The sequence below is a fragment of the Pseudomonas sp. NC02 genome, assembly GCF_002874965.1.
Taxonomy (GTDB): domain Bacteria; phylum Pseudomonadota; class Gammaproteobacteria; order Pseudomonadales; family Pseudomonadaceae; genus Aquipseudomonas.
This window is the reverse complement of sequence record NZ_CP025624.1, coordinates 4,618,368-4,644,157: the sequence shown is the minus strand read 5'-3', so window position 1 is coordinate 4,644,157 and position 25,790 is coordinate 4,618,368. Positions and strand designations below refer to the sequence as shown.

Annotated in this window: 21 protein-coding genes and 4 tRNA genes; 11 read left to right on the top strand and 14 right to left on the bottom strand. The window is 60.5% G+C overall.

All coding sequences use genetic code 11. The features are described from left to right. Positions 1–30: 30 nt before the first annotated feature. From C0058_RS21765 to C0058_RS21745, 5 genes are all read right to left on the bottom strand, one after another. Entirely contained in the window at positions 31–852 is an 822-nt protein-coding gene (locus tag C0058_RS21765; RefSeq protein WP_003207819.1) for an NAD(P)-dependent oxidoreductase, read from the bottom strand. A gap of 341 nt (positions 853–1,193) precedes the next feature. Beyond that, positions 1,194–2,462, bottom strand: a complete 1,269-nt coding sequence (locus C0058_RS21760; protein ID WP_102369547.1) for an OprD family porin — start codon at positions 2,460–2,462, stop codon at positions 1,194–1,196. A gap of 148 nt (positions 2,463–2,610) precedes the next feature. Beyond that, positions 2,611–3,468, bottom strand: a complete 858-nt coding sequence (gene copD / locus C0058_RS21755; protein ID WP_102369546.1) for a copper homeostasis membrane protein CopD — start codon at positions 3,466–3,468, stop codon at positions 2,611–2,613. Between the two features lie 3 nt (positions 3,469–3,471). Beyond that, on the bottom strand, positions 3,472–3,837 hold the full coding sequence (gene copC, locus C0058_RS21750; RefSeq protein WP_003207825.1) for a copper homeostasis periplasmic binding protein CopC: 366 nt from the start codon (positions 3,835–3,837) through the stop codon (positions 3,472–3,474). A gap of 23 nt (positions 3,838–3,860) precedes the next feature. Next, positions 3,861–4,304, bottom strand: a complete 444-nt coding sequence (locus C0058_RS21745) for a GNAT family N-acetyltransferase (protein ID WP_003207827.1) — start codon at positions 4,302–4,304, stop codon at positions 3,861–3,863. A 144-nt stretch (positions 4,305–4,448) separates the two neighbouring features. On the opposite strand from C0058_RS21745, the gene C0058_RS21740 reads away from it, so the two are divergent. After that, entirely contained in the window at positions 4,449–5,069 is a 621-nt protein-coding gene (locus C0058_RS21740) for a TetR/AcrR family transcriptional regulator (RefSeq protein WP_003207828.1), read from the top strand. 119 nt (positions 5,070–5,188) lie between these two features. Here the strand turns inward: C0058_RS21740 and preA are convergent, their stop codons facing one another. The 3 genes from preA to hydA all read right to left on the bottom strand — a co-directional run bounded on the left by preA (position 5,189) and on the right by hydA (position 9,433). Then, on the bottom strand, positions 5,189–6,463 hold the full coding sequence (preA, locus tag C0058_RS21735; protein ID WP_003207829.1) for an NAD-dependent dihydropyrimidine dehydrogenase subunit PreA: 1,275 nt from the start codon (positions 6,461–6,463) through the stop codon (positions 5,189–5,191). Beyond that, complete coding sequence (locus C0058_RS21730) at positions 6,463–7,830, bottom strand: NAD(P)-dependent oxidoreductase (protein ID WP_087694481.1); 1,368 nt, start codon at positions 7,828–7,830, stop codon at positions 6,463–6,465. The genes preA and C0058_RS21730 overlap by 1 nt, the downstream gene beginning before the upstream one ends. Positions 7,831–7,993: 163 nt before the next feature. Next, the gene (gene hydA, locus C0058_RS21725) at positions 7,994–9,433 is read right to left on the bottom strand and encodes a dihydropyrimidinase (protein ID WP_102369545.1); all 1,440 of its coding nucleotides are present in this window, start codon (positions 9,431–9,433) and stop codon (positions 7,994–7,996) included. 601 nt (positions 9,434–10,034) lie between these two features. On the opposite strand from hydA, the gene C0058_RS21720 reads away from it, so the two are divergent. Both C0058_RS21720 and C0058_RS21715 read left to right on the top strand, forming a co-directional pair. Beyond that, positions 10,035–11,522: an NCS1 family nucleobase:cation symporter-1 gene (locus C0058_RS21720; RefSeq protein WP_102369544.1), complete on the top strand. Its 1,488-nt coding sequence runs from the start codon at positions 10,035–10,037 to the stop codon at positions 11,520–11,522. A 179-nt stretch (positions 11,523–11,701) separates the two neighbouring features. Further along, on the top strand, positions 11,702–12,985 hold the full coding sequence (locus C0058_RS21715; RefSeq protein ID WP_087693198.1) for a Zn-dependent hydrolase: 1,284 nt from the start codon (positions 11,702–11,704) through the stop codon (positions 12,983–12,985). 142 nt (positions 12,986–13,127) lie between these two features. Here C0058_RS21715 and C0058_RS21710 read toward each other — a convergent pair whose 3' ends face one another. From C0058_RS21710 to C0058_RS21700, 3 genes are read right to left on the bottom strand one after another with little or no spacing between them, the layout of a single operon-like run. Next, positions 13,128–14,546, bottom strand: coding sequence for an efflux transporter outer membrane subunit (locus C0058_RS21710; protein WP_003207839.1), 1,419 nt, complete (start codon positions 14,544–14,546; stop codon positions 13,128–13,130). Beyond that, positions 14,530–15,696 carry an efflux RND transporter periplasmic adaptor subunit gene (locus C0058_RS21705; RefSeq protein WP_102369543.1) on the bottom strand — a complete coding sequence of 389 codons (1,167 nt, stop codon included), beginning with the start codon at positions 15,694–15,696 and terminating at the stop codon, positions 14,530–14,532. The genes C0058_RS21710 and C0058_RS21705 overlap by 17 nt, the downstream gene beginning before the upstream one ends. Then, positions 15,686–18,907, bottom strand: coding sequence for an efflux RND transporter permease subunit (locus tag C0058_RS21700; protein ID WP_087693205.1), 3,222 nt, complete (start codon positions 18,905–18,907; stop codon positions 15,686–15,688). The genes C0058_RS21705 and C0058_RS21700 overlap by 11 nt, the downstream gene beginning before the upstream one ends. Before the next feature lie 216 nt (positions 18,908–19,123). Between C0058_RS21700 and C0058_RS21695 the strand changes: the two genes are divergently transcribed. Then, a complete protein-coding gene (locus tag C0058_RS21695; protein WP_102369542.1) occupies positions 19,124–19,534 on the top strand; it encodes a hypothetical protein in 411 nt (136 codons plus the stop codon). A 4-nt stretch (positions 19,535–19,538) separates the two neighbouring features. On the opposite strand, the gene C0058_RS32830 is transcribed toward C0058_RS21695, so the two are convergent. Next, a complete protein-coding gene (locus C0058_RS32830; RefSeq protein ID WP_168197517.1) occupies positions 19,539–19,700 on the bottom strand; it encodes a hypothetical protein in 162 nt (53 codons plus the stop codon). 263 nt (positions 19,701–19,963) lie between these two features. Between C0058_RS32830 and C0058_RS21690 the strand changes: the two genes are divergently transcribed. Beyond that, a complete protein-coding gene (locus C0058_RS21690) occupies positions 19,964–20,593 on the top strand; it encodes a peptidase C39 family protein (RefSeq protein ID WP_102370290.1) in 630 nt (209 codons plus the stop codon). A 45-nt stretch (positions 20,594–20,638) separates the two neighbouring features. On the opposite strand, the gene pbpG is transcribed toward C0058_RS21690, so the two are convergent. Both pbpG and folD read right to left on the bottom strand, forming a co-directional pair. Then, the gene (gene pbpG, locus C0058_RS21685; protein ID WP_102369541.1) at positions 20,639–21,571 is read right to left on the bottom strand and encodes a D-alanyl-D-alanine endopeptidase; all 933 of its coding nucleotides are present in this window, start codon (positions 21,569–21,571) and stop codon (positions 20,639–20,641) included. A 208-nt stretch (positions 21,572–21,779) separates the two neighbouring features. Continuing rightward, a complete protein-coding gene (gene folD, locus C0058_RS21680; protein WP_003207853.1) occupies positions 21,780–22,634 on the bottom strand; it encodes a bifunctional methylenetetrahydrofolate dehydrogenase/methenyltetrahydrofolate cyclohydrolase FolD in 855 nt (284 codons plus the stop codon). Positions 22,635–22,864: 230 nt separating this feature from the next. On the opposite strand from folD, the gene C0058_RS21675 reads away from it, so the two are divergent. The 6 genes from C0058_RS21675 to clpP all read left to right on the top strand — a co-directional run bounded on the left by C0058_RS21675 (position 22,865) and on the right by clpP (position 25,788). Then, a tRNA-Arg gene (locus C0058_RS21675) sits at positions 22,865–22,941 on the top strand. 32 nt (positions 22,942–22,973) lie between these two features. Then, positions 22,974–23,049, top strand: a tRNA-His gene (locus C0058_RS21670). 56 nt (positions 23,050–23,105) lie between these two features. Further along, positions 23,106–23,190, top strand: a tRNA-Leu gene (locus C0058_RS21665). 82 nt (positions 23,191–23,272) lie between these two features. Continuing rightward, a tRNA-His gene (locus tag C0058_RS21660) sits at positions 23,273–23,348 on the top strand. Positions 23,349–23,749: 401 nt separating this feature from the next. Continuing rightward, positions 23,750–25,060: a trigger factor gene (gene tig / locus C0058_RS21655; RefSeq protein ID WP_003207855.1), complete on the top strand. Its 1,311-nt coding sequence runs from the start codon at positions 23,750–23,752 to the stop codon at positions 25,058–25,060. A 92-nt stretch (positions 25,061–25,152) separates the two neighbouring features. Continuing rightward, on the top strand, positions 25,153–25,788 hold the full coding sequence (gene clpP, locus C0058_RS21650; protein ID WP_003174822.1) for an ATP-dependent Clp endopeptidase proteolytic subunit ClpP: 636 nt from the start codon (positions 25,153–25,155) through the stop codon (positions 25,786–25,788). Positions 25,789–25,790 lie beyond the last annotated feature (2 nt).

Here is a 25,790-nt window from a genome sequence, read left to right as displayed (position 1 = left end):
GGCCACTCATTCCCTTGGGTTGGTCTGTGGTCAGTCACCGAACGGGCCGGCGGCGCAAAACGCGCCCCCCTGGTACACCCGCGCCGGGTCGTCGGCAGCGGGCATCGGCTGGGCTTCCACCTGTTTGCGGAATACTTCGGAAGAGTCCCGCGGGGTGAAGCCCAGGTGCGCGGCGAAGCGGTTGTCCCACCACACATCGAGGTTATCCGACATGCCGTAGACCACGGTATGCCCGACATTCGGTGTGTACAGCGAGCGTTCGAGCAGTTGGGTGAGGTCGTCGAAGCTCAGCCAGGTGTGCATCATCCGGCGGTTCTGGGGTTCCGGGAACGAGGAGCCGATGCGGATGCTGACGGTCTCGATGCCATAGCGATCGAAGTAGAAACTGGCCATGTCCTCGCCGTAGGATTTGGACAGCCCGTAGTAACTGTCGGGGCGGCGCGGGGAGTGGGCGTCGAGGGCTTCGTCCTGCTTGTAGAAGCCGATCACGTGGTTGGAGCTGGCGAAGATGACGCGCTTGACCCCATGGCGGCGCGCCGCTTCATAGATGTGGAAGATCCCGCAGATGTTCGCGCCCAGCACTTCCTCGAACGAGCGTTCCACCGATACGCCGCCGAAATGCAGGATCGCATCGACGCCTTCCACCAGTTGGTGCACGGCTTGTTTGTCGGAAAGATCGCAAGGCAATACTTCTTCGCTGTCGTCAGCGGCCGGGGCCATGTCGGCGATATCCGACAGGCGCAGTACCTTGGCGTAAGGACGCAGGCGTTCGCGCAAGACTTTGCCCAGGCCACCGGCGGCACCGGTGAGCAGCAAGCGGTTGAACGGGGTAGGGGCGGTTGTGGTGGTCATGGTGATCCCGTTATTGTTGTAGGTTGTCGTATGACTGATCCGAAGTATCCTTAGGGTTTCCTACACTTGTCAACGCACTATTGGTCGAAGTTGATAGAGGCTCATCGCTGTCCTGTGGCGAGGGGGCTTGCTGTGGCAAGAGGGCTTGCTGTGGCGAGGGAGCTTGCTGTGGCGAGGGAGCTTGCTCCCGCTGGGCTGCGCAGCGGCCCCAAAATCTTGGGAGCGCTTCGCACTCCAGCGGGAGCAAGCTCCCTCGCCACAGCAAGCTCCCTCCCCACGGCAAGCTCCCCCCCACAGCAATCTCCCTTGCCACAAAAGCCTTTCCGGTTGTTTGTAAACCGCTATAACAACGACAGCGGGTAACTGATGAATATCCGGTTCTCATCAAACTCGTTGGTACTGAAATCCCGGCGCATCGTTGCGTTGCGCCAGCGCACATTCAGGTCCCGCAGTGGACCGCTTTGTACCGTGTAGGCCAGTTCCGACTCACGGCCCCACTCCTTGCCATTGGTGATCGCCCCGGTGTGCACGTTATCGCCACTGATGTAGCGGTTCATCATGGTCAACCCGGGAATGCCCAGTACCACGAAGTTGAAGTCGTGCCGCACCTGCCAGGATTTTTCCTTGGCGTTGTCGTAGCTGGCGTTGTAGCTGTCGTTGGCCAGGGTGCCGCCGCTGGTGCCGTTGACCCGCATCCAGGCGCTGTCGCCGGTGAGTTTCTGCAGGCCGATATAGAAGCTGTTGCCTTTGTATTTGGCCGAGAGCAGGGCGAACGCGGTTTTGTTGTCGAGGTCGCCGGCCAGGGCCTTGCCGTCTTCCTTGCCGGTGAAGAACCCGAGGTTGGCGCCCAGGGTCCAGTCGCCCACGGGCTGGCTGTGGGTCAGGTTGAAATACTGTTGCTGGTAGATGTCACTGAGTTCGGCGTACCACACGCCAACCTGGGTGCGCTTGTCGTTGAAGGTGTATTCGCCGCCGCCGAAGTTGAAGCGGTCCGAGGTGAATGCGGCTTTGCCGTTGAGGAACATGTCATCCATGCTCGCGTCGTTGCGCGGGCTGTTGCCGCGAAACTGGCCGCCATACAAGGTCAGGCCGGCGATTTCCCTGGACGTTACCTGGCCGCCGCGGAACGTTTGCGGCAGTGAGCGGCCGTCATCCGAGCGCAGGATCGGCAGTACCGGCATCCATTCGCCGACTTTCAATTCGGTGTTCGACAGCTTGGTTTTCAGCGCCACGCCCAGGCGCCCGAAGTTATCGGCAGGGCGGCCATCGCTGCGGGTCGGCAGCAGTTGGGTGCCGGCGGTACCTTTGCCGCCGTCGAGTTTCTGCGAGTACAGGCCCAGCACGTCCAGGCCGAAACCGACGGTGCCTTGGGTGAAGCCGGACCTGGCATCGAGAATGAAGTTTTGCGTCCACTCCTCGGCCTTGCCCTGGGGGTAGGCGGGGTTGGTGAAGTTGCGGTTGAAGTAGGCGTTGCGCAGGTTGAGCGTGGCGGTGGCGTCATCGATGAAGCCTTCTGCCGAGGCGGTGGCGGGGAGGGTAAAGGCCAGGCTGCTCAAACCGATGGCGGCAAAACGGGTGGTGCCGGAGAAATGGCGGACGTGTTGGCTCACAGTGACGCTCCCTTGTCTTTTTGTTGTTTTTATTTTTTGTTATACGTTGTCGTACAACATTGAGCACGATATTTGCGAGGTTTCAGGGGGTTGTCAATCGAAAGTTATACGATGACTCCCTGCGTGAAGGGAGTCAGTGGGGAAGGAGTTATCCCGCTGCAACCATGGGCGGCAAGGTGCCAAGCAGCGAAACGGCGGCTACAGCTGAAACACCTAGTAACCATTCAATCATCACGCTGGCCTTCAAGGCAGGCAGCCGCTGCTCACAGTTGTGAATCCGCAGGCGGTTCAGCAGCGCCAGGGCGAGCATGCCGAACACCAGCAGCACCTTGATCAACAGGATCAGGGCGAACCCTGTGAACAAGGGCGTCGGCCAGAACTGCCCGGTGAGCACCCGCACGTTGATCAATCCGGTCACCAGCAGCCCTGTCACCAGGCCATAACCGATGCCACTGAAGCGCTTGAGGATCGGCTCCAACGGATAGCGGGGCGATTGCCTGAGGATCAACACCAGCAGGAGCAGGCCGCCCAGCCAGGCACCGACACACACCAGGTGCACCACCTGATTGAGGATCAGCAACTGTCCGGCCATGCCATTGAGCATGGCGCCATGGCCCACCGGTGCAAGTGTCGCCAGCAGCAATGCACAGAGCGGCAGGCGCAACGCCTTCCACGGCGTCATCAGGCCCAGCACCAGCAGCACGTTCAGTAGCAAGTGCCAGGTCCAGATCTGGCCGAAGAAGGTTTTGCCCAGCACCAACTGCACGGTCGACCATTCCAGCGCGCCCAGCCCGACACCGGCCATGCTCGCGCTGATCAACAGCAGCCACGCCACCCCCGACACCAATGCCAGCCACGCCAACCCTTGGGTGATGCGCGACAGTTGGCGGTCCAGCACCGGTTGCGGTCCCGCGCCCAGCAGCCAGGGCCTGAACACACAGGCCCCGAACATCAACAGCACGACGATGAAATGCAGGAAACGGCACAGCACCAGCAGGGTGGCCATGGATTATTGGCCGACCTTGAAGCTGTATTCACCGTTGCTCTTGTGGGTATCCACCGAGACCGCGTTCCACACCACTTTGTAGGTGCCGGCGGCCAAGGGTGCGGCCGGTGTCACCACCAATACTTTCTTGTCGGCGTCCGGGGTTTCCAGGCCCTTGATCGCGACTTCGGTGCCGTCCTTGCTCAGGGATACCTTGGTGAAGGTCGCTTCAACGCCTTCGCTGAACGTCAGGCGCAGGTCCTTGGGCGCGGCGACGCTGCTGTCGGCGGCAGGCTCCGAGCTTTTCAGGTGGGCGTGGGCAAACGCGGCCGAGGCGCCCAGCAGGGAAGCGAGCAGGGCGACGGTGGTGAGGGTCTTCTTGATCAACATTGTTCAATACCTTCAGGTGAGAGTCAGTCGTTCGGTAGTGCCATGTGCAACAAGGGGAAGGGCTTGCCTTCGCCATCGACGGGCGAGCGGCCGGTCTGGATAAAACCATAGTGCAGGTAGAAACCCACGGCCTGTGGATTCTGCTCGTTCACGTCGACCCGCAGGGTGTCGTGGCGGGCGCGTACGAAGTCCAGCAACTGGCGACCGATGCCCTGGCCGCGTCGGTTCGGGTCGATAAACAGCATCTCGACATTATTGCCGCCGGTGCCGACGAAGCCGCCAATGCCTTGGGTATCTTCGTACACCCACACTTCAAGTGCGGGCATCGGCAGGTAGCAGTCGCGTACCAGGGGCAGCAGGCGCTGGATGTCGTCTTCGCTGAGAAAGTCATGGGTGGCGCGCACCGAGCGTTCCCACAGTGCACCCAGCACCGGGTCGTCACACGCGCTTCGCTGTCGAATAGTCATGGGGGATGATCCTTCGAGGGGATGGCGATGCTAACCAATCCGCTATCGACGGGGAAGGTTCTTGTACGAAGTTTCACAGTGGCGTGTCGCCGCGATCTAGAGCGGATGGTAGTCTTGAAGCCATGTTGTTGTCAGGGAGCCCTTATGGGCAATCACAAGATCGGTATTCGTCGGGTCAACGTCGAAAAGATTCTGCTGGCGGCTGAAAAGGTCTTCGCCGAGAAGGGCTATGGCAGCACCGCCATGGCCGACATCGCTGAAGAAGTGCAACTGCCGCGCTCCAACCTGCATTACTACTTCAGTACCAAGAGCGAGCTGTACAGCGCGGTGTTGTTCGACCTGCTGGAGGTGTGGAAGCAGGACGCCTTGTGCTTCGAGATGTTCGACGACCCGCGGGTGGTGCTCAGTAGCTACATCCGCGCCAAGATGCAACATTCCCGCAGCCGGCCTTATGGTTCGAAAGTCTGGGCGAATGAAATCATCCACGGCGCGCCAACCCTGGGGGAGGCGCTGGATGTGAGCCTGTATGACTGGGCCAAGATGAAGGAAGCGAAGATTCGCCAGTGGGTGGAGGACAAGCGGATTTTGCCGGTGGAGCCGTCGAGCCTGCTGTATATGATCTGGGCGTCGACCCAGCACTATGCCGACTTTGATCATCAGGTGAAGATCCTGAATGACCATCAGCCGTTGTCGGACATGCAGTTTGAGCGGGCGGTGCAGACGGTGACGAGTGTGATCCTGCGGGGGATCGGGTTGGAGCCCTAGATCGTTCCCACGCTCCGCGTGGGAGTGCCGCCCTGGACGCTCTGCGTCCGCTCTTAAGGTCGTGACGCGGAGCGTCAACGGATGCATTCCCACGCGGAGCGTGGGAACGATCATTCAGGCTACACCGCCTCGCGGTAGGGGTTCCTCGGGTCCTGCGTCCAGTTCAAAAACGGCTTCCCGGTATCCACCGGCACCATCTCGATACAGTCCGCCACCGGGCAGGTGATCTGGCACAGGTTGCACCCCACGCACTCATCATCGATCACCTCGTATTTATGTGTCCCATCTGCCTGCTTCAAGCTGGCAATCGCCTGGTGCGACGTATCTTCACAGGCAATATGGCAACGCCCACAGCCAATACATGCCGCCTGGTCAATTTTGGCGATCACCTGGTAATTGATATCCAGGTACTTCCAATCCGTCGTATTGCCCACCGCCCGCCCGGAAAATTCCTGCAGGCTGCTGTAACCCTGGCTGTCCATCCACCGCGACAGCCCGTCCTTCATTTCTTCGACAATCCGAAACCCATGCAGCATCGCCGCCGTGCACACCTGCACCGCGCCGCAGCCCAGCGCAACGAATTCCGCTGCATCGCGCCAGTTGCCAATCCCGCCAATCCCGCAGATCGGCAAGCCTTGTGTCTGTGGGTCCCGGGCAATCTCCGCCACCATGTTCAGTGCGATGGGTTTCACCGCCGAGCCGCAGTAACCCCCGTGGGTGCTTTGGGTGCCGACCATCGGCAGGGCGACCATGCGCTCCAGGTCGACACTGGTGATGGAGTTGATGGTGTTGATCAGCGACACCGCATCCGCGCCCCCGCGATACGCTGCCCGCGCCGCCACGCGTATGTCGGTGATGTTCGGCGTGAGCTTGACGATCACCGGCAGCGAGCAATAGGTCTTGCACCAGCGCGTCACCTGTTCCACATACTCCGGCACCTGGCCCACCGCCGCGCCCATGCCGCGTTCCGGCATGCCGTGGGGGCAGCCGAAGTTCAGCTCGATGCCGTCGCAGCCTGTGGCTTCCACCAGCGGCAGGATGTGTTTCCAGGATTCTTCAACACACGGCACCATCAGCGACACGATCAGTGCGCGGTCGGGCCAGTCTTTTTTCACCTGGGTGATTTCCCGCAGGTTGATCTCCAGGGATCTATCGGTAATCAGCTCGATATTGTTGATGCCGAGCACTTCACGGTTGGCGCCAAAGTGCGCCGAGTAGCGCGATGAGACGTTGACCGCTGCCGGGTCTTCGCCGAGGGTTTTCCAGACCACGCCGCCCCAGCCTGCTTCAAAGGCGCGGACCACGTTGTAGGCCTTGTCGGTAGGCGGCGCGGAGGCCAGCCAGAACGGATTGGGGGCTTTGATACCGGCGAATACAATCGAGAGATCGGCCATTACGCAGCCTCCACATTCAGCATGAGTTGGGCGTGCATGGCTTGCGCGGCCAGCTTGCCGTGTTGCACGGCCTGGACGGTGAGGTCCTGGCCGAGGCTGACGCAATCGCCGCCGGCGTACACACCGGGGATGCTGGTGCGCAGCTGTTCGTTGACGAAGATCCGATCGCCCTGGCGTTGCAGTTGGTGGGCCAGCGGGTCGTGCAGCGCCTCGTCGTCGAAGCCTTGGCCGATGGCCTTGAAGATCGCGTCGGCGGCCAGTTCGAAGGTCTCGCCGGTGGCTTGCAGGCGGCCATCGACCATGCGGGTGCGGGCGAAGCGCATGCCGCGCACATGGCCCTGGTCGTCGAGCAACACTTCTTCGGGCTGGGCCCAGGTCAGCAGGCGTACCTGGTTGGCCTTGGCGATGTCCTGCTCATGGCCGGTGGCGCCCATTTCAGCCAGGCCACGGCGATACACCAGGTTGACGTCACGGGCACCGAGGCGGGCCATTTGCACCGCCATGTCGATGGCCGTGTTGCCGGCGCCGAGCACGATGCAACGGTCGGCCAGGGGCAGTTGACTGAGGTCGTCGGCCTGGCGCAGTTCACGGATGTAGTCGGTGGCGGCGAGCAGGCCGGGGGCGTCTTCGTGTGGCAGGCCGAGCTGTTTGCTGGCAGCCAGGCCAAGGCCGAGGAACACTGCATCGAACTGCTGGTGCAGTTCGCTCAAGGTCAGGTTGTCGCCCAGGCGCTGGCCGTGACGGATCTCGATGCCGCCAATTTGCAGGAGGAAATCCAGTTCCTTTTGCGCGAAGTCATCCACCAGCTTGTACTTGGCGATCCCGTATTCATTCAGGCCGCCGGCTTTTTCCCGGGCTTCGAAAATCACCACGTCATGGCCGTGCAAGGCGCTGCGATGGGCGCAGGACAACCCCGCAGGCCCGGCGCCGACCACCGCGATGCGCTTGCCGGTGGGCGCGGCGCGCTGGAACGGGTGTTCGCTGAAGTGCGCGTTGTCCACCGCGTAACGCTGCAACAGGCCGATCAGCACCGGGGCGCATTCCTCGGCATTGTTGCGCACGCAGGCTTGCTGGCAGAGGATTTCCGTCGGGCAGACCCGGGCGCAACTGCCGCCGAGGATATTCGCCGAGAGAATCTTCTGCGCGGCGCCCTGGACGTTTTCGGTGTGGATATTGCGGATGAACGACGGGATATCGATCTCGCTGGGGCACGCGTTGACGCACGGTGCGTCGTAGCAGTAGAGGCAGCGCGAGGCTTCCAGTTGGGCTTGCCGGGCATTGAGCGGCGGCGCCAGGTCGGTGAAATGCGCGGCGAGGGCCGCCGCATCTTCATGGGGGTGGGGAAGATGGTTCAGGGTCTGGATCACGGTATTGGCCTCACGGTTTTTGAGGTGCTGCCTCTGGTGGGCAGTGGTTTTTTTGTTGCCTGTACCGGCCTCTTCGCGAGCAAGCCCGCTCCCACATTCGTCCCCATTCCAGCAGGATAAATGCAGTCGAATGTGGGAGCGGGCTTGCTCGCGAATGGCGGCCTCAGCGTTTCACAGCAAGCGGCCTGGAACGCTCCGCCCGCTTGCTCAACTGCTCAAACACCGGCGGATACGTCGGCCGTTCGATATACCGACCCGCACCCCGTTCGGCGCGCAAATCCCCATCCGCCCAGACCAGCTTGCCCTGGCTGATGGTATGGCTCGGCACGCCGCGCACGGTCTTGCCTTCGAAGATGTTGAAGTCGACTTTCTGGTGGTGAGTCTTCGCGGAAATGGTCCGTGTGCCTTGCGGGTCCCACAGCACCAGGTCAGCATCGGCCCCCACGCGGATCGCACCTTTACGCGGGTACAGGTTGAAGATCTTCGCCGTGTTGGTAGACGTCAGCGCAACGAATTCCTGCATCGACAAGCGCCCAGTGTTCACGCCCTCATCCCACAACAGCGCCATGCGGTCTTCGATACCGGCAGTGCCATTGGGAATCTTGCTGAAGTCATCCCGCCCGGCGGCTTTTTGCTCGGCGCAGAAGCAGCAATGGTCGGTGGCGGTGGTGTGCAGGTTGCCCGATTGCAGGCCATGCCACAGTGCCTCCTGATGCCCGCGCGGGCGGAAGGGCGGGCTCATCACATAGCCGGCGGCGGTCTGCCAGTCGGGGTGTTGATACACGCTGTCGTCCAGCAGCAGATGCCCGGCCAATACTTCGCCGTACACCGGCTGGCCCTTGCTGCGGGCGTAGGTGATTTCATCCAGCGCTTCCTTGGTGGACACGTGCACCAGGTACAGCGGCGTACCGATGGTTTCGGCAATCCTGATCGCCCGGCTGGCGGCTTCACCTTCCACCTGCGAAGGCCGCGACAACGGATGCGCTTCAGGCCCGGTAATGCCCTGGGCCATCAGCTTGCGTTGCAGGTGATACACCAGCTCGCCGTTTTCGGCATGCACCGTCGGTACCGCACCCAGTTCCAGGCAGCGTTCGAAACTCGCCACCAAGGTGTCGTCGGCGGCCATGATCGCGTTCTTGTACGCCATGAAATGCTTGAAGCTGTTGATGCCGTGTTGGCTCACCAGCTCGGCCATTTCCTCGCGGACCTGCTCGCTCCACCAGGTAATGGCGACGTGAAAGCCGTAGTCGGACGCCGACTTCTCGGCCCAGCCGCGCCACTGATGGAAGGCTTCCAGCAGGGATTGCTGCGGGTTGGGAATCACGAAGTCGATGATCGACGTGGTGCCGCCCGCCAACCCGGCGGCCGTGCCACTGAAAAAATCTTCACTGGCCACGGTGCCCATGAAGGGCAACTGCATATGGGTGTGGGGGTCGATGCCGCCGGGCATCAGGTATTGACCGCTGCCGTCGAGTATCTCGGTGCCGGCGGGAATATCCAGATCAGTGCCAATGGCGCGAATTAGACCGTCTGCGCATAAAACATCGGCTCGGTAACTTTCATCATGGGTAATAACGGTAGCGCCACGGATCAACAGCGACATGTCGAGTTCCTCACAGGCTTGACCGGCTTGTGCCAGTTCTAAGTGTTGTCATGCATCGCGCCGCTGGAAAATTAATTCCTGTCAGCGGTGACAGGAATAGAAACTAGCCCGAGTTTTTCGAATGAGCAAGAATATTTTTTATAAGCTTATGTATGTAATAACTGATTGAATTTTAACGATAAAAAATCAAAATCACCAAAATGTAGCGACCTCTCACCATTTTGACGCACTTGACAGGTTCCCAATATGAGCAACATTTCCTATTGCAAATCAGACGCTTGAGACATGCCTCTTGACGGGGCCGGTAAATAAAAATAATTGTGTTGCACCAGATTGAGTCCTGATGGTTCGGACAACTTCTGCGTTATTTGGCCTGAGTAACGCTGAAAGTAACGAGGGGCTCTTCGGTCGAGACAATAAAGCTGATAAACATCAGCAAGTTATATAAGCGGTGCGGGCAGGTTGACGGTTTACGGCACGGTTATTGAGTGCGGTGGCGGTTGGCCGGGTCCCGGATGTCATGTTGTCAACGAGGTACTCCGGCCATCCCGTGCACGTCACGGGATGAGCAAAAATAATTCGAAAAAACCGTGGAGCGGCCATGCAACAGAACAGATCGCAAGTCATTGAGCGCAACGGCCTGTACGAACTCGACGCCGGCCCCGACGTCCTCGACAGCCCCCGCTACAACCACGACATGGCACCGACCAAGGTGCGCGAACGCACCTGGAACAAGTGGCATATCACCGCGCTGTGGATCGGCATGTCGGTGTGTGTGCCGACCTACACCCTGGGCGGCGTGCTCACCGCGTACTTCGGGTTGTCGGTGGGCGAGGCGCTGATGGCGATCCTGCTGGCCAATATCGTGGTGCTGATCCCGCTGACCCTCAACGCCTTCCCCGGTACCAAGTACGGCATCCCGTTTCCGGTGTTGCTGCGCTCGTCCTTCGGCGTGCTCGGCTCCAACGTGCCGTGCCTGATCCGCGCGTTGGTGGCGTGTGGCTGGTTCGGTATCCAGACGATGTTTGGCGGCCTGGCGATCCACCTGTTCCTGGGCTCGGTTTTCGAGGGTTGGAAGTCCCTTGGTGGCACCGGTGAAGTGATCGGCTTCATGATCTTCTGGACCCTGAACCTGTGGGTGGTATTGCGTGGCGCCGAGTCGATCAAATGGCTGGAAACCCTGTCGGCACCGCTGCTGGTGGCGGTGGGTATCGGGCTGCTGGTGTGGGCGCTGCCGAATGTGTCGCTGACCGAGCTGATGGCGATCCCGCCCAAACGTCCCGAAGGCGCCAGCCTCACCGGCTACTTCATGGCGGGCCTGACGGCGATGGTGGGTTTCTGGGCCACCTTGTCGTTGAACATTCCCGACTTCAGCCGCTACGCCAAAAGCCAGAAAGACCAGATCCTCGGGCAGATTTTCGGCCTGCCGCTGACCATGTTCCTGTTCGCCGCCCTCGGCGTAATCATGACCGCCGCCTCGGTGAAACTGGTGGGCGTCAGCGTCTCCGACCCGGTCACCCTGATCGGCCATATCCAGAGCCCGGTGTGGGTGGCCGTGGCGATGGCGCTGATCATCATCGCCACCTTGTCCACCAACACCGCGGCGAACATCGTCTCGCCCACCAACGACTTCCAGAACATCGCCCCCAAGCTGATCAACCGCACCACGGCGGTGGTGCTCACCGGCCTGGTGGGCCTGGCGCTGATGGCCCACGAACTGCTGAAAAAGCTCGGGCTGATCATTTCCGACGTGAGCCTGGAAACCGTCTATTCCAACTGGTTGCTGGGTTACTCAAGCCTCTTGGGGCCGATCGCCGGCATCATGGTGGTGGACTATTTCATCATCAAGAAACAGCAACTGGACCTCGCCGGTTTGTATCGCGATGACGTGTACCCGGCGTGGAACTGGCATGGCTTCCTGGCGTTTGGCGTGCCGGTGGTGTTGACGTTGCTGTCCCTGGGCAGCGACGCGTTCAGCTGGTTCTACAGCTATGGCTGGTTCACCGGCTCGGCGCTCGGTGGCCTATTGTATTACGCCCTCTGCATGAAACGCGGGGCTCGTGTGGTCGCGGTGAAAACACCGCTTTAATCGATGTGGAATGCAATCAAATGTGGGAGCGGGCTTGCTCGCGAATACGGTGTGCCAGTCGCCAGATGTGTTAGCTGAATCACCGCCTTCGCGAGCAAGCCCGCTCCCACATTTTTGATCGCAGTCCTCCAGTGAGAGTCTGGTCAAATTCATAAGAACTACTGCCTGAGGAGATCCCCATGAACGCTGCCATAGACGTTCTGCAATCCACCCATCAGCACATCAACCGCGATCGTCTGTGGCTGTCCCTGATGGAACTCGCCAAGCTCGGCGCCACCCCCAAGGGCGGCGTCTGCCGCCTGGCCCTGACCGACCTCGATCGCCAGGCCCGCGACCTGTTTGTGAAGTGGTGCGAGGAAGCGGGCTGTACCGTGACCATCGATGGCGTCGGCAATATCTTCGCCCGCCGGCCGGGGCGCAATCCCCAGTTGCCGCCGGTGATGACCGGCAGCCATATCGACACCCAGCCCACCGGCGGCAAGTTTGATGGCTGTTTTGGCGTGCTGGCGGGCGTTGAGGTATTGCGCACCCTCAATGACCTGAAGGTGGAAACCGAAGCGCCGCTGGAAGTGGTGGTGTGGACCAACGAAGAAGGCTCGCGCTTTCCTCCATGCATGATGGGCTCCGGGGTGTTTGCCGAGAAATTCACCCTGGCCGACACGCTGGCCAAGACGGATGCCGACGGCGTGACCGTGGGCGATGCGCTGAATGCCATTGGGTATGCCGGATCACGCCCGGTGAGCGGGCACAAGGTGGGCGCATATTTCGAAGCACATATCGAGCAAGGTCCGATTCTTGAGGATGAAAAGAAAACCATCGGTGTGGTGCTGGGCGCCCTTGGCCAGAAATGGTTCGACCTGAAACTGCGGGGTGTCGAGGCGCATGCGGGGCCGACCCCGATGCACCTGCGCAAGGATGCCCTGGTCGGTGCCGCGGCCGTGGTGGCTGCAGTTAACGCGGCGGCGTTGGGTCATCAGCCTCACGCCTGCGGCACCGTCGGTTGCCTGCAAGCGTATCCGGGCTCACGCAACGTCATTCCTGGCGAAGTGCGCATGACCTTGGACTTCCGCCATCTGGAACCGGCGCGGTTGGATTCGATGATTGCCCAGGTGCGCAAAGTGATTGACGAAACCTGCGCCAAGCACGGCCTCACGTTCGAGATGACACCCACCGCTGACTTCCCGCCGCTGTACTTCGACAAAGGCTGCGTGGATGCCGTGCGTGATGCGGCCAATGGGTTGGGGTTGTCCAACATGGATATCGTGAGCGGGGCAGGGCACGACGCGATCTTCGTCGCGGAACTGGGGCCCGCGGGGATGATCTTTGTGCCGTGTGAAGGTGGCATCAGCCATAACGAAATCGAGAACGCGGCGCCGGATGATTTGGCGGCGGGGTGTGCGGTGTTGCTGAGGGCGATGGTGGCAGCTTCGGTGGCAATCGCCAGCGGTAAGTTGGCTGCCTGAGTACGTCCAGTCACTGCGATAAAATGTGGGAGCGGGCTTGCTCGCGAAGGCGGTGTGTCAGCCAGCATATCCGGTGCTGACCCACCGCCTTCGCGAGCAAGCCCGCTCCCACAGTTGATCACTGTCGTTCTTGAGACAGGTATCAGGCGTCGGGCTTCCAGCCTCCGCCCAGCGCCGTCACCAAACCCACACTCGCCTGCAACTGCCGCGTCTGCACCGCCTGCAACGTGCGCTGCGCCTGCAACGCCGCCGTCTGCGCCGTCACCACATCCAGGTAACTCACAGCCCCCGCCTGGTAACTGTTCATCGCCAGTGCCTGTGTGTGTTCGGCGGCATTCGCGGCGGCTTGTTCGTCCATCGCCTCCTGCTGCAAGTCGCGCAGTTGCCCAAGGTTGTCTTCCACCTCACGCACGGCTCTTAACACCTGGCTGCGATAGTGCGCCGAAGCCTCTTCAAACTCCGCCTTGGCCTGGCGCTCATTGGCGCTCAACCGGCCGCCATCAAAGATCGGCAGATTCACCAGCGGCCCCAGCGCCCAATACCGATTGGCGGCGGAGAACAAGTTGCCCACACCTTGGGTCTGCCCGCCAATCAAGCCGGTCAAACTGAAATCCGGGTACCACGCCGCCTTGGCCACGCCGATATTCGCGTTGGCCGCAAACACCCGTCGCTCGGCTGCCGCGATATCCGGCCGGCGTTGCAGCAGGTGGCTCGGCAGTTGTTGCGGAATCCCCGGCAGCGCGATCAATTGCTGGCTCGGCGGCAGCTGGAATTCACTGGCGGATACGCCCACCAATTCACCAATCGCATGCTCGGTGAGATTGCGTTGACCGCGCACATCGTCAAGCTGCGCCTGTGCTTCAGCCAGCTGATTCTGCGCCCGGGTCAGGTCGAGCTCCGAGGCGATCTGCCCCTCGTACCGGCTGCGGGTCAGTTTCAGCGCCTGGCCAAAATCATCCAGCGAACTGCTGAGAATCCGGCTCTGGGCATCCAGTCCGTTGAGCTGCACGTACAGCGTCGCCAACTGATGCTGCAGGCTCAGGCGTGCCACCGCCAAATCATCCCCGGAGGCTTGGGCCTGTGCATCGCCAGCCGCCACCTGGTTGCGGATTTTGCCCCACAGATCCAGATCGAAGCTCAGCGCAAACCCCGCCGTGTTGCTGTTGTACACCGAAGGCTGGGTATCACCCCGCAGTGGCCGATTGTCCGATTGCCGCTGGCGCAACGGTTGCGCGCTGGCGGTTATTTGCGGGAACAGCCCGGCATGCAGTTGGCTGGCATACGCTTGTGACGCATCGAAATGCGCCAACGCTGCGGCCAGGTCCGGGTTGGCCTTGAGCAGTTGTTCCTGCAGGTCGTTCAGGCGTGGGTCCTGGTAAAGCTGCCACCACTTCGGCGCCAGTTGGTCGGACGGTTGTGCGCTGTGCCACGGACCGTCGCTGGTCTGTTCGCGGTACTTGGCCGGCAGGTCGATGGTCGGCGCCTTGTAGGTGGGCGCCAGCGAGCAACCGTGCAGTGCCACCAATACCAGGGCCGCGAGGGGTTTAAGCCTTGGGCGCATGGGCACCTCCGGCATCGGCCATTTGCACGGCGTCGCCTTCGCGCAGTGCGTCGGGTGGGTTGTCGACTACGCGATCGGCGGGTTTCAGGCCCTGGTCAATCACCAGGCGCTCGCCGAGGTCGAGGCCGATGTGGATGTCTTGCAGGTGCACGTGGTTCTTGGCGTCCAGTACCGCGACCTGGGTGCCTTCGGCGCGGAAGATCAGGGCGCTGGCCGGGATGCTCACGCCATGGGTATCCGCCGGAATCGCCAGGGTGGCTTCGGCGTAGTCGCCGGGCAGCAACTTGCCGTCCGGGTTGTCGGCCACGAACTGTGCGAGCAGGGTGCCGGAGCGGCGGTCGATGGCGGTGGAGTCGCCCATCAGCTTCGCGCTGAAGTGTTCGCCGGGGTGCTCGGGTACCGTCAGTTGGGCGGCCAGCCCGGGATGAATCACCGCGGCGTAGTTCTGCGGCACCGGCACGTAGAGGCGCAGTTGGTGGGTGTCGGCGATGTCGAACAGTTCCGGATCGCTGTCGCTGTCAGCCTTGATCAACTGGCCGATGTCAGTGTTGCGCGCGGTGATCACACCGGCGAATGGCGCGCGAATGGTCTTGTAGTCTTCCAGGGCCGAGAGCCGCGCATAGTCAGCCTCGGCGGCCTGGGCGTTGGCCTTGGCCGCCAGCGCGTTGGAGGTTTTTTCATCGGCCTCCTGGCGCGATACCGAATGGCTGTCCAGCAGGTTTTTCCAGCGGGTGGCAGTGGTTTGCGCCAGTCGTGCATTGGCCTGTTCCTGCACCATGCGCGCGTGGGTTTGTGCTACCTGCTGGTCGAGGTCGGGGCTGTCGATCTCGGCGAGAATCTGCCCGGCCTTGACCTGGCTGCCGATGTCGACTTTCCAGTCTTTCAGGTAACCGCTGACCCGTGCATGAATCGGTGCCTTGCTCCAGGCTTCCAGATGCGCGGGCAGGCGCAGGGTGTCGCCGGCCGCGTTCTGTTTGGGCTGGAACACCAGCACCTGCGGCACGGCGGCGGTTTCGGTCCAGGCGGTGACGGATTTTTCATGCATCGTACGGGCGTGCAGGCCGTTGGCGACCAACAGGGCAGCCAGTGTCAGGCCGCCGACACCCATGAGCATCAGACGCTTGCGCGAGGGTTTGTGATCAGACGACATGTGAAGTTTCTCCAGCAGCAGCGCGAGTAGGGTGACGACCGTGGACCAGGCTGAAGACCACGGGTACAAACAGCAAAGTGGCAGTGGTGGCGAGGATCAGGCCGCCGATCACGGCACGTCCCAGCGGCGCGTTTTGTTCTTCGGACAAGGCCAGCGGCAACATGCCGATGATCATCGCCAGGGCGGTCATGCAGACCGGGCGGAAACGGGTGTAGCCGGCTTCCAGTGCGGCCTTGAGTGCATCGCCATGTTCGGCCAGGCGCTCTCGGCAGAAGCTCACCACCAGGATCGAGTTGGCGGTGGCCACGCCCATACAGAGGATGGCCCCCGTGAGTGCGGGCACCGACAATGACGTGCCGCTGAGGAACAGCATCCACACGATCCCCGCCAGCGCTGCCGGCAGTGCGGTGATGATCACGAACGGGTCGGTCCAGGACTGGAAGTTGACCACGATCAGCAGGTAGATCAGCACCACCGCACCGAGCAGGCCGAAGCTCAAGCCGTTGAACGCTTCATGCAGCGCATCGATCTGCCCGTGCAGGCTGATGGTCGCGCCTTTGGGGCGCATCGGGGCCATGTCGTTCAGCACTTTTTGCACATCGCTGGCGACGCCGCCGAGGTCGCGGCCTTGCACGTTGGCGTACAGGTCCAGGGTCGGCTCGATGTTGTAGTGGGTCACCACCGCCGGGCTTTGTACCCGCGAGATGGTCGCCACGCCGCCGAGGATCTGCGACTGACCATCGGCACCGGTTACCGGCAACGCTTCCAGGGACGGCAGGCTGTCGAGGCGGTATTGCGGGGTGGCTGCCACGATCGAATACGACACGCCGTTGGCCGGGTTGAGCCAGAACGTTGGTGCGGTTTGCGAGCTGCCGGCCAGGGACGCAACCATGCTGTTGGTTACGTCACGCTCGGTGATGCCCAGGCCGTTGGCACGCATGCGGTCCACGTTGACTTGCAGTGACGGGTAGCCGGTGGACTGCTGGATTCGCAGGTCGGCAATGCCCGGTATGTGTTTCAGGCGACGTTCCAGTTCGATGGCGTAGGCGCGGTTTTCTTCATCGCTGCGCCCGGAGATTTTCACGTCCAGCGGGGCCGGCGAACCGAAGTTGAGGATCTGGCTGCTGATGTCTGCCGGGAGGAATGCGAACTGGCTGCCGGGGAAGCTTTCGGGCAACGCTTCACGCAGTTTTTTCACGTAGTCGGCGGTGGGCGCATGGTCCTTTTTCAGGGTGACCTGGATATCGCCGTCCTGTGGGCCGATGGTGCCACTGCTGCTGTAGGCCATGTCGATGCCGCTCAGCGGGATGCCGATGTTGTCGACGATGGTGTCCAGTTCATCTGCGGGAACGATCTCGCGAATCCGCGCTTCGATCCGGTCAAATGCTGCGGCGCTTTCTTCGATGCGTGTGCCCAGCGGCAAGCGCACGTGCAGGGCCATGGCACCGGCGTCGGTGGCAGGGAAGAAGTCCTGGCCCAGGCTTGGCAGCAACAGGAACGAGGCGAGGATGCACGCCAGGAAGCCGATGATGAAGCGCTTGCGGGCGCCGAGGGCCAGGGTCAGCAGGCCGTGATAAACGTCCCGCACGTTGGAGAAGTGACGCTCAAAACCCTGCTGGAAATTCAGCACCGATTGCAGCACCGCGTTGCGCTGCGGTTTGTGCTGGTCGCCCTCGTGATGGTTGATGAACTCATCTTCCGGGTGATGACCTTCACCTTGCTCCGGCACGTGCGGCTTGAGCAGGAACATCGCCAGGGTCGGCACCAGGGTTCGCGACAGAATGAACGAGCTGGCCATGGCGAAAATCACCGCCAATGCCATCGGGCGGAACAGGTAGCCGGCGATGCCTTGCAGCATGAACATCGGCACAAACACGATGCAGATACACAGCAGGGACACGAACGCCGGGCCGACGATTTGCTTGGCGCCGTCGAGGATCGCGTCCTTCACCGCCTTGCCTTGTTCCAGGTGCCAGTTGATGTTCTCGATGGTCACTGTGGCGTCGTCCACCAGGATCCCTACCGCCAACGCCAGCCCGCCGAGGGTCATGACGTTGAGGGTTTGCCCGGTGGCCGCCAGCAGGGCGATGGCCGACAGCACCGCGAGGGGAATCGACGCGGCGATGATGATGGTCGAGCGCCAGCTGCCGAGGAACAGCAGGATCATCGCACTGGTCAGCAAGGCGGCGATGATGCCTTCCTGGGCCACGCTGCCCACCGACTGTTTGACGAACACCGAGGCGTCGCCGAGCAGCGAGGTCTTCAGCGACGGCGGCAGGGTTTCATTGATGCGCGGCAGCATCTGGCGGATGCCGTCGATGATCGACAGGGTGGAGATGCTGCCGTTTTTCAGGGCCGGCATCAGCACCGCACGGTGGCCGTCGACGCGCACGATGTTGGTCTGCGGCGGCGAGCCGTCACGCACGTGGGCCACCTGGCCGATGGTGATGATCGCACCGTCGACTGTCTTGATCGGCAAGTCGTTGAGCTCATCAATCGCCTTCGGGCTGTTGTTGAGCAAAATCGTGTATTCGTTGGGGCCGAGTTTGGCGGTACCCACCGGGATAATCTGGTTCTGCAGGGCCAGGGCGTTGCCTACGTCCTGCGCCGAGAGGCCTTTGGCGGCCAGCGCCTGCGGGTCGAGGTCGAGGGTGATCTGGCGTTGCTTGCCGCCCATTGGCGTGGGCATGGCCAGGCCGGGCAGGGCGCTCAGGGGCAAGCGGATGTTGTTCTGCACCAGGTCGCGGATCTTCGCTTCCGACAAGCTGGGGCTGGAGAACGCCATCTGCAGAATCGGCACCGTAGAGGCGCTGTAGTTGAGGATCAGCGGCGGCGTAATGCCCGGTGGCATCTGCTTGAGCACGGTTTGTGACACCGCTGTTACCTGGGCGTTGGCGGTGCGGATATCCACGCCGGGCTGGAAGAAAATCTTCACGATGCCCATGCCGGGTAACGACTGCGATTCAATGTGCTCGATGTCGTTGACGGTGGTACTCAGGGAGCGTTCGTAGGTGTAGATCACGCGACCGGCCATGGCGTCCGGAGACAGGCCGTTGTACTGCCAAACCACCGCAACGACGGGGATGCCAATATCGGGAAATACGTCAGTGGGGGTACGCAAGGCCGCCATGGGCCCGATGATGCAGATGAAAATTGCCAGCACGATAAACGTGTAGGGCTTGAGCAGTGCGGTCTTTACCAGCCCGAGCATGCCGTAACCTCCAAAGGAGTTGGATTGCAAACGCTCGCAGTCTTGACGGACCCACCTAACACGCACCTTTCAGCCAGGTGAAGGAAGATTTAGTTAACGGCTGAAGATCCTTTCATATGTATTCATTTGTTCAACAATGGTGACAGTAACAAGCTGGATACCGATCGAACGGGAGCTGTTTCGCCTGTTCACTCTTTATCCATTTGGAGTTCTGCCATGTCGCTTAAACCCTTGTTGTTGATCCCGGCCTTGAGTGCGGTCCTGTTGTTGTCGGCGTGTGCCGGCCCGATGCCGAAGGCGGACCCGAGCGAAGCCTGGATCGGCTTGCAAGAGGAGGCACCCAACGACCTGATGGCCGAGCGGGTAGACGGTAAAAACATTAATGATGGCCGCTACTTCGAAGTGAAACCCGGCGCGCATCGCCTGGACGTCACCTTGTTTGAAGAAGAGGCGGGGGATGATAACCAGCAGGATTGTCGCGGGCATGTGACCTACGGCAACTTCAAGGCCGGCGAGCATTACACCCTGGTGGAATCCAGCCTGGGTACGTCGGTGCGTGCCGAGTTGAAGGATAGCCACGGCAAGGAGTTGGCGCAGACCGAAGACTTCAGTTGCATGCCTGGCTAAGGCGTCAGGCGTGGTGCCCGGCGGGTTTGTGCAGCTTGCCGGGTGCTGCGGGTTTTACGTGTGGGTGATGGTGCCGGCGGGTCACGCGCATCACGCCCCACAGCATGGCGGCGGAGACGGCCAGCCAGCCACAGATCAAAAGCAGAATCGTTGTTGTCAGGCTCATAAGTGCCTCCTTTCGCCCGGTGCCGGGCACACACTGTCTTCTCAATGGACAGTCTAGCTATCCGCAGGTTGCCTGCTATTGACCAATGGTCGTGTGCGTCCAACTTGTTTGCTCTATCGCCGGCCTTTTACTGCGCTGCAAGGCTATACCCGCGCCCCGGAGCGTCCTATGATCAGGGCCCACGTCGACCGTTGATCAAGTGAGTGAAGAAGTTGCGGTTTCCCTCGAACATTAAAACCTCCTGGTGGGTCGCCGCCTGTTTCATGGGGCTGGCGGCCTGTTCCTCGCATCCAAAACCCACGAGCATCCCGGGGCTGCCGGAGAGTGTCGAGCTCAAGGGCGTGCCGGCGTTTCGTGGTGAGACTTACCTCGGTGGCCCAGCCGCTCTGGCCAGCATGCTGTCTCAACAAGGCATTGTGATTACACCGGGGCTATTGGATAAGCCACTGCATTTGCCGGGCGCTGAAGCGGACCTTGAGCGCAACATGCAGGTGCTGGCCCGTGAATACGGGATGTTGGTGTACCCGCTGGAAGATCAGTTGCCGGCGCTGCTGGCACAGGTCGCGGCCGGGTACCCGGTGATGGCGCGTATCACCCAGGGCTCAACCTTCTGGGCCGGTCCGCGGTATGTCGTGGTGGTGGGTTACAACAAGCAGAAGAGCATGGTGTTGCTGCGTACAGGGTTGGCGCGACGCATGCCGATGGATTTCAGTGCGTTTGAGTCGGCGTGGAAAGACGGCGGCAAGTGGGCGGTACTGATTCAGCGGCCCACCCAGTTGCCGGTCAAGGTCGACGCCCAGCGCTGGCAGCAGGCTGCCAGCGCCACAGCCCAGGCGGGTCAGGAACAGGCGGCGGCCCAAGCAGTCAAGGCACTGGCCAGTCAGGCCAAATAAAAAACGGCGCTCAAGGGCGCCGTTTTTTATGTCGCTATTTACGGATCAGCGGGACTCGGTGACCTGAACATTCGCCCGTGGGCGGTTCTTCAGGTTCTTGTCAGCCTTGTAGCGCAATGCGACGTCTGGCACCGAGCCGCTCTTGCCGGTTTCGACCCAGCTGCGGATGCGCCCGGCATCGGCAAAGTGGGTGAATTTGCCGAAGGCATCGAGGATCACCAGCGACACCGGGCGATTACCCATGCTGGTCACCAGCACCAGGCAATGGCCGGCCTGGTTGGTAAAGCCGGTCTTGGTCAGCTTGATGTCCCAGTTGGCGCGGTTGATCAGGTGGTCAGTGTTGGAGAAACCCAGGGTGTAGTTGGGTTTGCGGAACGAGACGGTCTTTTCCTTGGTGGTGCTCAACTGGCTGAGCATCGGGTACTTGCGTGCGGCGGCCAGCAGCTTGCTCAGGTCGCGGGCGGTGGACACGTTATGGATCGACAGGCCGGTTGGTTCCACGTAATGGGTACTGGTCATGCCCAGTGCCTTGGCCTTGGCGTTCATCGCTGCGATGAAGGCCGGGTAGCCGCCCGGATAGTGGTGGGCAAGGCTGGCGGCGGCGCGGTTTTCCGAAGACATCAGGGCAATCAGCAACATCTCCTTGCGCGGCATCTCGCTGCCGATCTTGACCCGGGAGAACACGCCTTTCATCTCTGGCGTGTCCTTGATGTTGATGTCGATGTATTCATCCATGTTCTGCTTGGCTTCCAGCACGATCAGGCCGGTCATCAGTTTGCTCACCGAGGCGATCGGCACGATGACATCCGGGTTGCTGGCATAGATGACTTTGTTGGTCTGCAGGTCTACCACCATCGCACTGCCGGAGGCGATGTGCAGGGTGGACATGTCGCGGGGAGTGGTGGTGGTTTCGCTTGCGCTCGCGAAGGTGCCTGTCAATGCAAAAAATAGGCTGACAATGGAAAGATGAATTTTCACGCGGATGAACTCGCTAAAAAAAGTAGGGATATACCGTTCTGCACGGACTTTCTGATAAATGCCGTTACATTTTAGGAGTATGGATCAGAAACTGTCGAATGTTCTTCTGAAAACAGATGAAACCCCTTAAAAACAAAGAAAAAACTACTTTTTTTCGGCCAATAAAAAGCCCTGCGATAAGGCAGGGCTCTTTCAGAACGGCTGGTTATTAGACGTGCAGGGTTTCGGCGGCGTACAGGGTGTTTTCCAGCAGGCAGGCACGGGTCATCGGGCCGACACCACCGGGTACCGGGGTGATCCAGCCGGCACGGGGCAGGGCGGTTTCGTACACCACGTCGCCCACGAGCTTGCCATCGTCCTGGCGGTTGATGCCCACGTCGATGACGATGGCGCCTTCCTTGATCCACTCACCCTTGACTAGGCCCGGCTTGCCGGCGGCGACGACCACCAGGTCGGCGCGGCCAACGTGGCCGGCCAGGTCCTTGGTGAAGCGGTGGGTCACGGTCACGGTGCAGCCGGCCAGCAGCAGTTCCATGGCCATCGGGCGACCGACGATGTTCGAGGCGCCGACGACGACGGCATCCAGGCCATACAGATCGACGCCGGTGCTTTCCAGCAGGGTCATGATGCCCTTCGGGGTGCACGGGCGCAGCAGCGGGATACGCTGGGCCAGGCGGCCGACGTTATAAGGGTGGAAACCGTCGACGTCCTTGTCCGGGCGGATGCGTTCGAGCAATTTCGACGCGTCCAGATGCTCGGGCAATGGCAGTTGCAGCAGGATGCCGTCGATGGCCGGATCGTCGTTCAGGCTGTCGATCAGGTCGGTGAGGGCCTGTTGGGTGGTGTCTTCAGCCAAGTCGTAGGCTTTGGAAATAAAGCCGACCTCTTCACAGTCTTTACGCTTGTGCGAGACATAAACCTGAGAGGCAGGATCGCTGCCGACCAGGATCACCGCGAGGCCCGGCGTGCGCAGGCCTTGTTGGCTGCGCTCGGCGACTCGTTTGGCGATCTGCTGGCGCAGGCTGGCGGCGATTGATTTGCCGTCGATAAGTTGTGCAGTCATTACGCGTGATTAACCATCGAGAGGGGGAAGAAAAGTGCGCGCATTCTCGCATGCCATGGCGTGAGGGCAAAGGCGCTTGGTCTGCAAATTCCCCTAACCCCTTAAATAAAATGAATTTTTTATAAAAAGGATTTGACGGGTTTCGGGTCCATCTATACTATTCGTCGCACTTGTCGGGCACAGCCTAGCACTGGTTAGTTTGTAATCCTCCAAGAGTACAGATTAATAAGGCGCCCGTAGCTCAGCTGGATAGAGCATCCGCCTTCTAAGCGGATGGTCGCAGGTTCGAGTCCTGCCGGGTGCGCCATTAGGCAGCTTTGGCACAAGTAGCGCAATATGGTGGGCGTAGCTCAGTTGGTAGAGCACGGGATTGTGACTCCCGTTGTCGAGGGTTCGATCCCCTTCGTCCACCCCATATTTGAAAAGGCGCCAGATTAATAGTCTGGCGCCTTTGCTTTAAAAGCTTCAAGCGCGGATGTGGTGGAATTGGTAGACACACTGGATTTAGGTTCCAGCGCCGCAAGGTGTAAGAGTTCGAGTCTCTTCATCCGCACCAAATAAAGTTTCGTGAAGGCCTGCGGGTCGGCGCGAAGCTCAACAAATAGCCTTTTTGACGGGCTTTTTGGTCACGCAATATGGTGGGCGTAGCTCAGTTGGTAGAGCACGGGATTGTGACTCCCGTTGTCGAGGGTTCGATCCCCTTCGTCCACCCCATATTTCGAAAGGCGCCAGATTAATAGTCTGGCGCCTTTTTTGTTTCAGCGGTTTGAGTTTCAACGCAGTCGCAGGTGTTGGGCTGCAGGGCAGGGCGTTTCGTCGTATTTATGTTTCGCGATGATGCCGCACTGCTTGCCGGCCTTGTCCGCAGGGTCGGTTGTCAGGGAGATGATTGGCAAGCGCTTCTATATATAGAAGGGTTGGCGCAGAGCCCTGGCATGATGGGATGTATTTGCCACCGGGGCGAGCTGCACTCGTGCATTCGCACCTATAAATTGCCTGCTGTTTTTTTACCCGTTTTCAGTAGGGTGACTTCTTGAGTTTGACCCACTAGAATGCATGCCCTTGATTCTGGGGTCGGAAACGGCCAGCTAACGTCTGTGCAACGAGGAATATCCATGCAAGTTTCTGTTGAAAATACTTCTGCTCTTGAGCGCCGCATGAGCATCACCGTGCCGGCCGAGCGCATCGAGACCCAGGTCAACAAGCGTCTGCAGCAGACTGCCCAAAAGGCCAAGATCGCTGGTTTCCGTCCAGGCAAAGTGCCAATGAGCGAAATCAAGCGCCGCTTCGGTGCTGATGCACGTCAGGAAGCTGTAGGTGACGTGATCCAGGCTTCCTTCTACGAAGCCGTTGTCGAGCAAAAGCTGAACCCGGCTGGCTCGCCTTCCATCGAGCCCAAGTCCCTGGAAGCAGGCAAGGATCTGGAATACGTTGCAATCTTCGAAGTGTTCCCTGAGTTCGAAGTTGCCGGTTTCGATTCGATCGCCATCGAGCGCCTGAGCGCTGATGTTGCTGACTCCGACCTGGACAACATGCTGGAAATCCTGCGCAAGCAGAACACCCGTTTTGAAGTGGCCGATCGTGCTGCCCAGAACGAAGACCAGCTGAACATCGATTTCGTAGGCAAGGTTGACGGCGAAGCATTCGCTGGCGGCTCCGCCAAGGGTACTCAGCTGGTGCTGGGTTCCAACCGCATGATTCCTGGTTTCGAAGACGGCCTGGTTGGCGCCAAAGCCGGCGAAGAGCGCGTTCTGAACCTGACTTTCCCGGCTGACTATCAGAACCTGGACCTGGCTGGCAAAACCGCCGAGTTCACCGTGACCGTCAACACCGTTTCCGAGCCCAAGCTGCCAGAACTGAACGAAGAGTTCTTCAACCAGTTCGGCATCAAGGAAACCGGCATCGAAGGTTTCCGCACCGAAGTTCGCAAGAACATGGAGCGTGAACTGCGCCAGGCCATCAAATCCAAGGTCAAGAACCAGGTGATGGACGGTCTGCTGGCTGCCAACCCGATCGAAGTGCCGAAGGCCCTGCTGTCCAACGAAGTTGATCGTCTGCGCGTGCAGGCTGTTCAGCAGTTCGGCGGCAACATCAAGCCTGACCAACTGCCGGCCGAACTGTTCGAAGAACAGGCCAAGCGCCGCGTTGTACTGGGTCTGATCGTGGCTGAAGTGGTCAAGCAATTCGACCTCAAGCCTGACGAAACGCGCGTTCGCGAAATGATCCAGGAAATGGCTTCGGCCTACCAGGAGCCTGAGGCTGTTGTGTCCTGGTACTACAAGAACGACCAGCAGCTGAACGAAGTGCGTTCGGTTGTGCTGGAAGAGCAAGTTGTGGATACTGTTCTGCAGAAGGCTAAGGTGACCGATAAAGCGGTCTCTTACGAAGAAGCAGTCAAGCCGGCTGAAGCAGCACAAGCCGACTGATCGCTCAACTCGTTTGAAAATACACCCATAAGCCAGCCTCGCGCTGGCTTATGCGTATTCAAGACATGACTATTTGGGAGTAACTGCAGAGCATGTTCCGTAATTCGTATATTCAGCAGAACTCTGATATCCAGGCCGCTGGCGGCCTGGTCCCGATGGTTGTCGAGCAATCTGCTCGTGGCGAACGCGCCTATGACATCTACTCGCGCCTGCTCAAGGAGCGAGTGATCTTTCTGGTTGGTCCGGTAGAGGACTACATGGCCAACCTGATTTGTGCGCAGCTGCTGTTCCTTGAAGCGGAAAATCCGGACAAGGACATCCATCTCTACATCAACTCCCCGGGCGGTTCGGTGACAGCGGGCATGTCGATCTACGACACCATGCAGTTCATCAAGCCGAACGTATCGACCACCTGTATCGGTCAGGCGTGCAGCATGGGTGCTTTCCTGCTGACCGCTGGTGCTGAGGGCAAGCGTTACTGCCTGCCGAACTCTCGCGTGATGATTCACCAGCCACTGGGCGGTTTCCAGGGCCAGGCATCGGACATCGAAATCCATGCCAAGGAAATCCTCTTTATTCGTGAGCGTCTCAACACGCTGATGGCCAAACATAGCGGGCATACCCTGGAAGAGATCGAGCGCGACACCAACCGTGACAATTTCATGAGCGCCGAAGCGGCTCGTGAGTACGGGTTGATCGACGCAGTGATCGAAAAGCGCCCCGCTTAATA

Excerpts from the sequence above, each read along its gene's own strand:
- preA (WP_003207829.1), bottom strand. The coding sequence starts at position 6,463 with ATGGCCGATCTCTCGATTGTATTCGCCGGTATCAAAGCCCCCAATCCG.
- tig (WP_003207855.1), top strand. The coding sequence starts at position 23,750 with ATGCAAGTTTCTGTTGAAAATACTTCTGCTCTTGAGCGCCGCATGAGC.
- C0058_RS21690 (WP_102370290.1), top strand. The coding sequence starts at position 19,964 with ATGGGGCTGGCGGCCTGTTCCTCGCATCCAAAACCCACGAGCATCCCG.
- C0058_RS21700 (WP_087693205.1), bottom strand. The coding sequence starts at position 18,907 with ATGCTCGGGCTGGTAAAGACCGCACTGCTCAAGCCCTACACGTTTATC.
- C0058_RS21710 (WP_003207839.1), bottom strand. The coding sequence starts at position 14,546 with ATGCGCCCAAGGCTTAAACCCCTCGCGGCCCTGGTATTGGTGGCACTG.
- hydA (WP_102369545.1), bottom strand. The coding sequence starts at position 9,433 with ATGTCGCTGTTGATCCGTGGCGCTACCGTTATTACCCATGATGAAAGT.
- C0058_RS32830 (WP_168197517.1), bottom strand. The coding sequence starts at position 19,700 with ATGAGCCTGACAACAACGATTCTGCTTTTGATCTGTGGCTGGCTGGCC.
- C0058_RS21705 (WP_102369543.1), bottom strand. The coding sequence starts at position 15,696 with ATGTCGTCTGATCACAAACCCTCGCGCAAGCGTCTGATGCTCATGGGT.
- C0058_RS21720 (WP_102369544.1), top strand. The coding sequence starts at position 10,035 with ATGCAACAGAACAGATCGCAAGTCATTGAGCGCAACGGCCTGTACGAA.
- C0058_RS21765 (WP_003207819.1), bottom strand. The coding sequence starts at position 852 with ATGACCACCACAACCGCCCCTACCCCGTTCAACCGCTTGCTGCTCACC.
- C0058_RS21740 (WP_003207828.1), top strand. The coding sequence starts at position 4,449 with ATGGGCAATCACAAGATCGGTATTCGTCGGGTCAACGTCGAAAAGATT.
- C0058_RS21715 (WP_087693198.1), top strand. The coding sequence starts at position 11,702 with ATGAACGCTGCCATAGACGTTCTGCAATCCACCCATCAGCACATCAAC.
- copC (WP_003207825.1), bottom strand. The coding sequence starts at position 3,837 with ATGTTGATCAAGAAGACCCTCACCACCGTCGCCCTGCTCGCTTCCCTG.
- C0058_RS21745 (WP_003207827.1), bottom strand. The coding sequence starts at position 4,304 with ATGACTATTCGACAGCGAAGCGCGTGTGACGACCCGGTGCTGGGTGCA.
- clpP (WP_003174822.1), top strand. The coding sequence starts at position 25,153 with ATGTTCCGTAATTCGTATATTCAGCAGAACTCTGATATCCAGGCCGCT.
- folD (WP_003207853.1), bottom strand. The coding sequence starts at position 22,634 with ATGACTGCACAACTTATCGACGGCAAATCAATCGCCGCCAGCCTGCGC.
- copD (WP_102369546.1), bottom strand. The coding sequence starts at position 3,468 with ATGGCCACCCTGCTGGTGCTGTGCCGTTTCCTGCATTTCATCGTCGTG.
- C0058_RS21695 (WP_102369542.1), top strand. The coding sequence starts at position 19,124 with ATGTCGCTTAAACCCTTGTTGTTGATCCCGGCCTTGAGTGCGGTCCTG.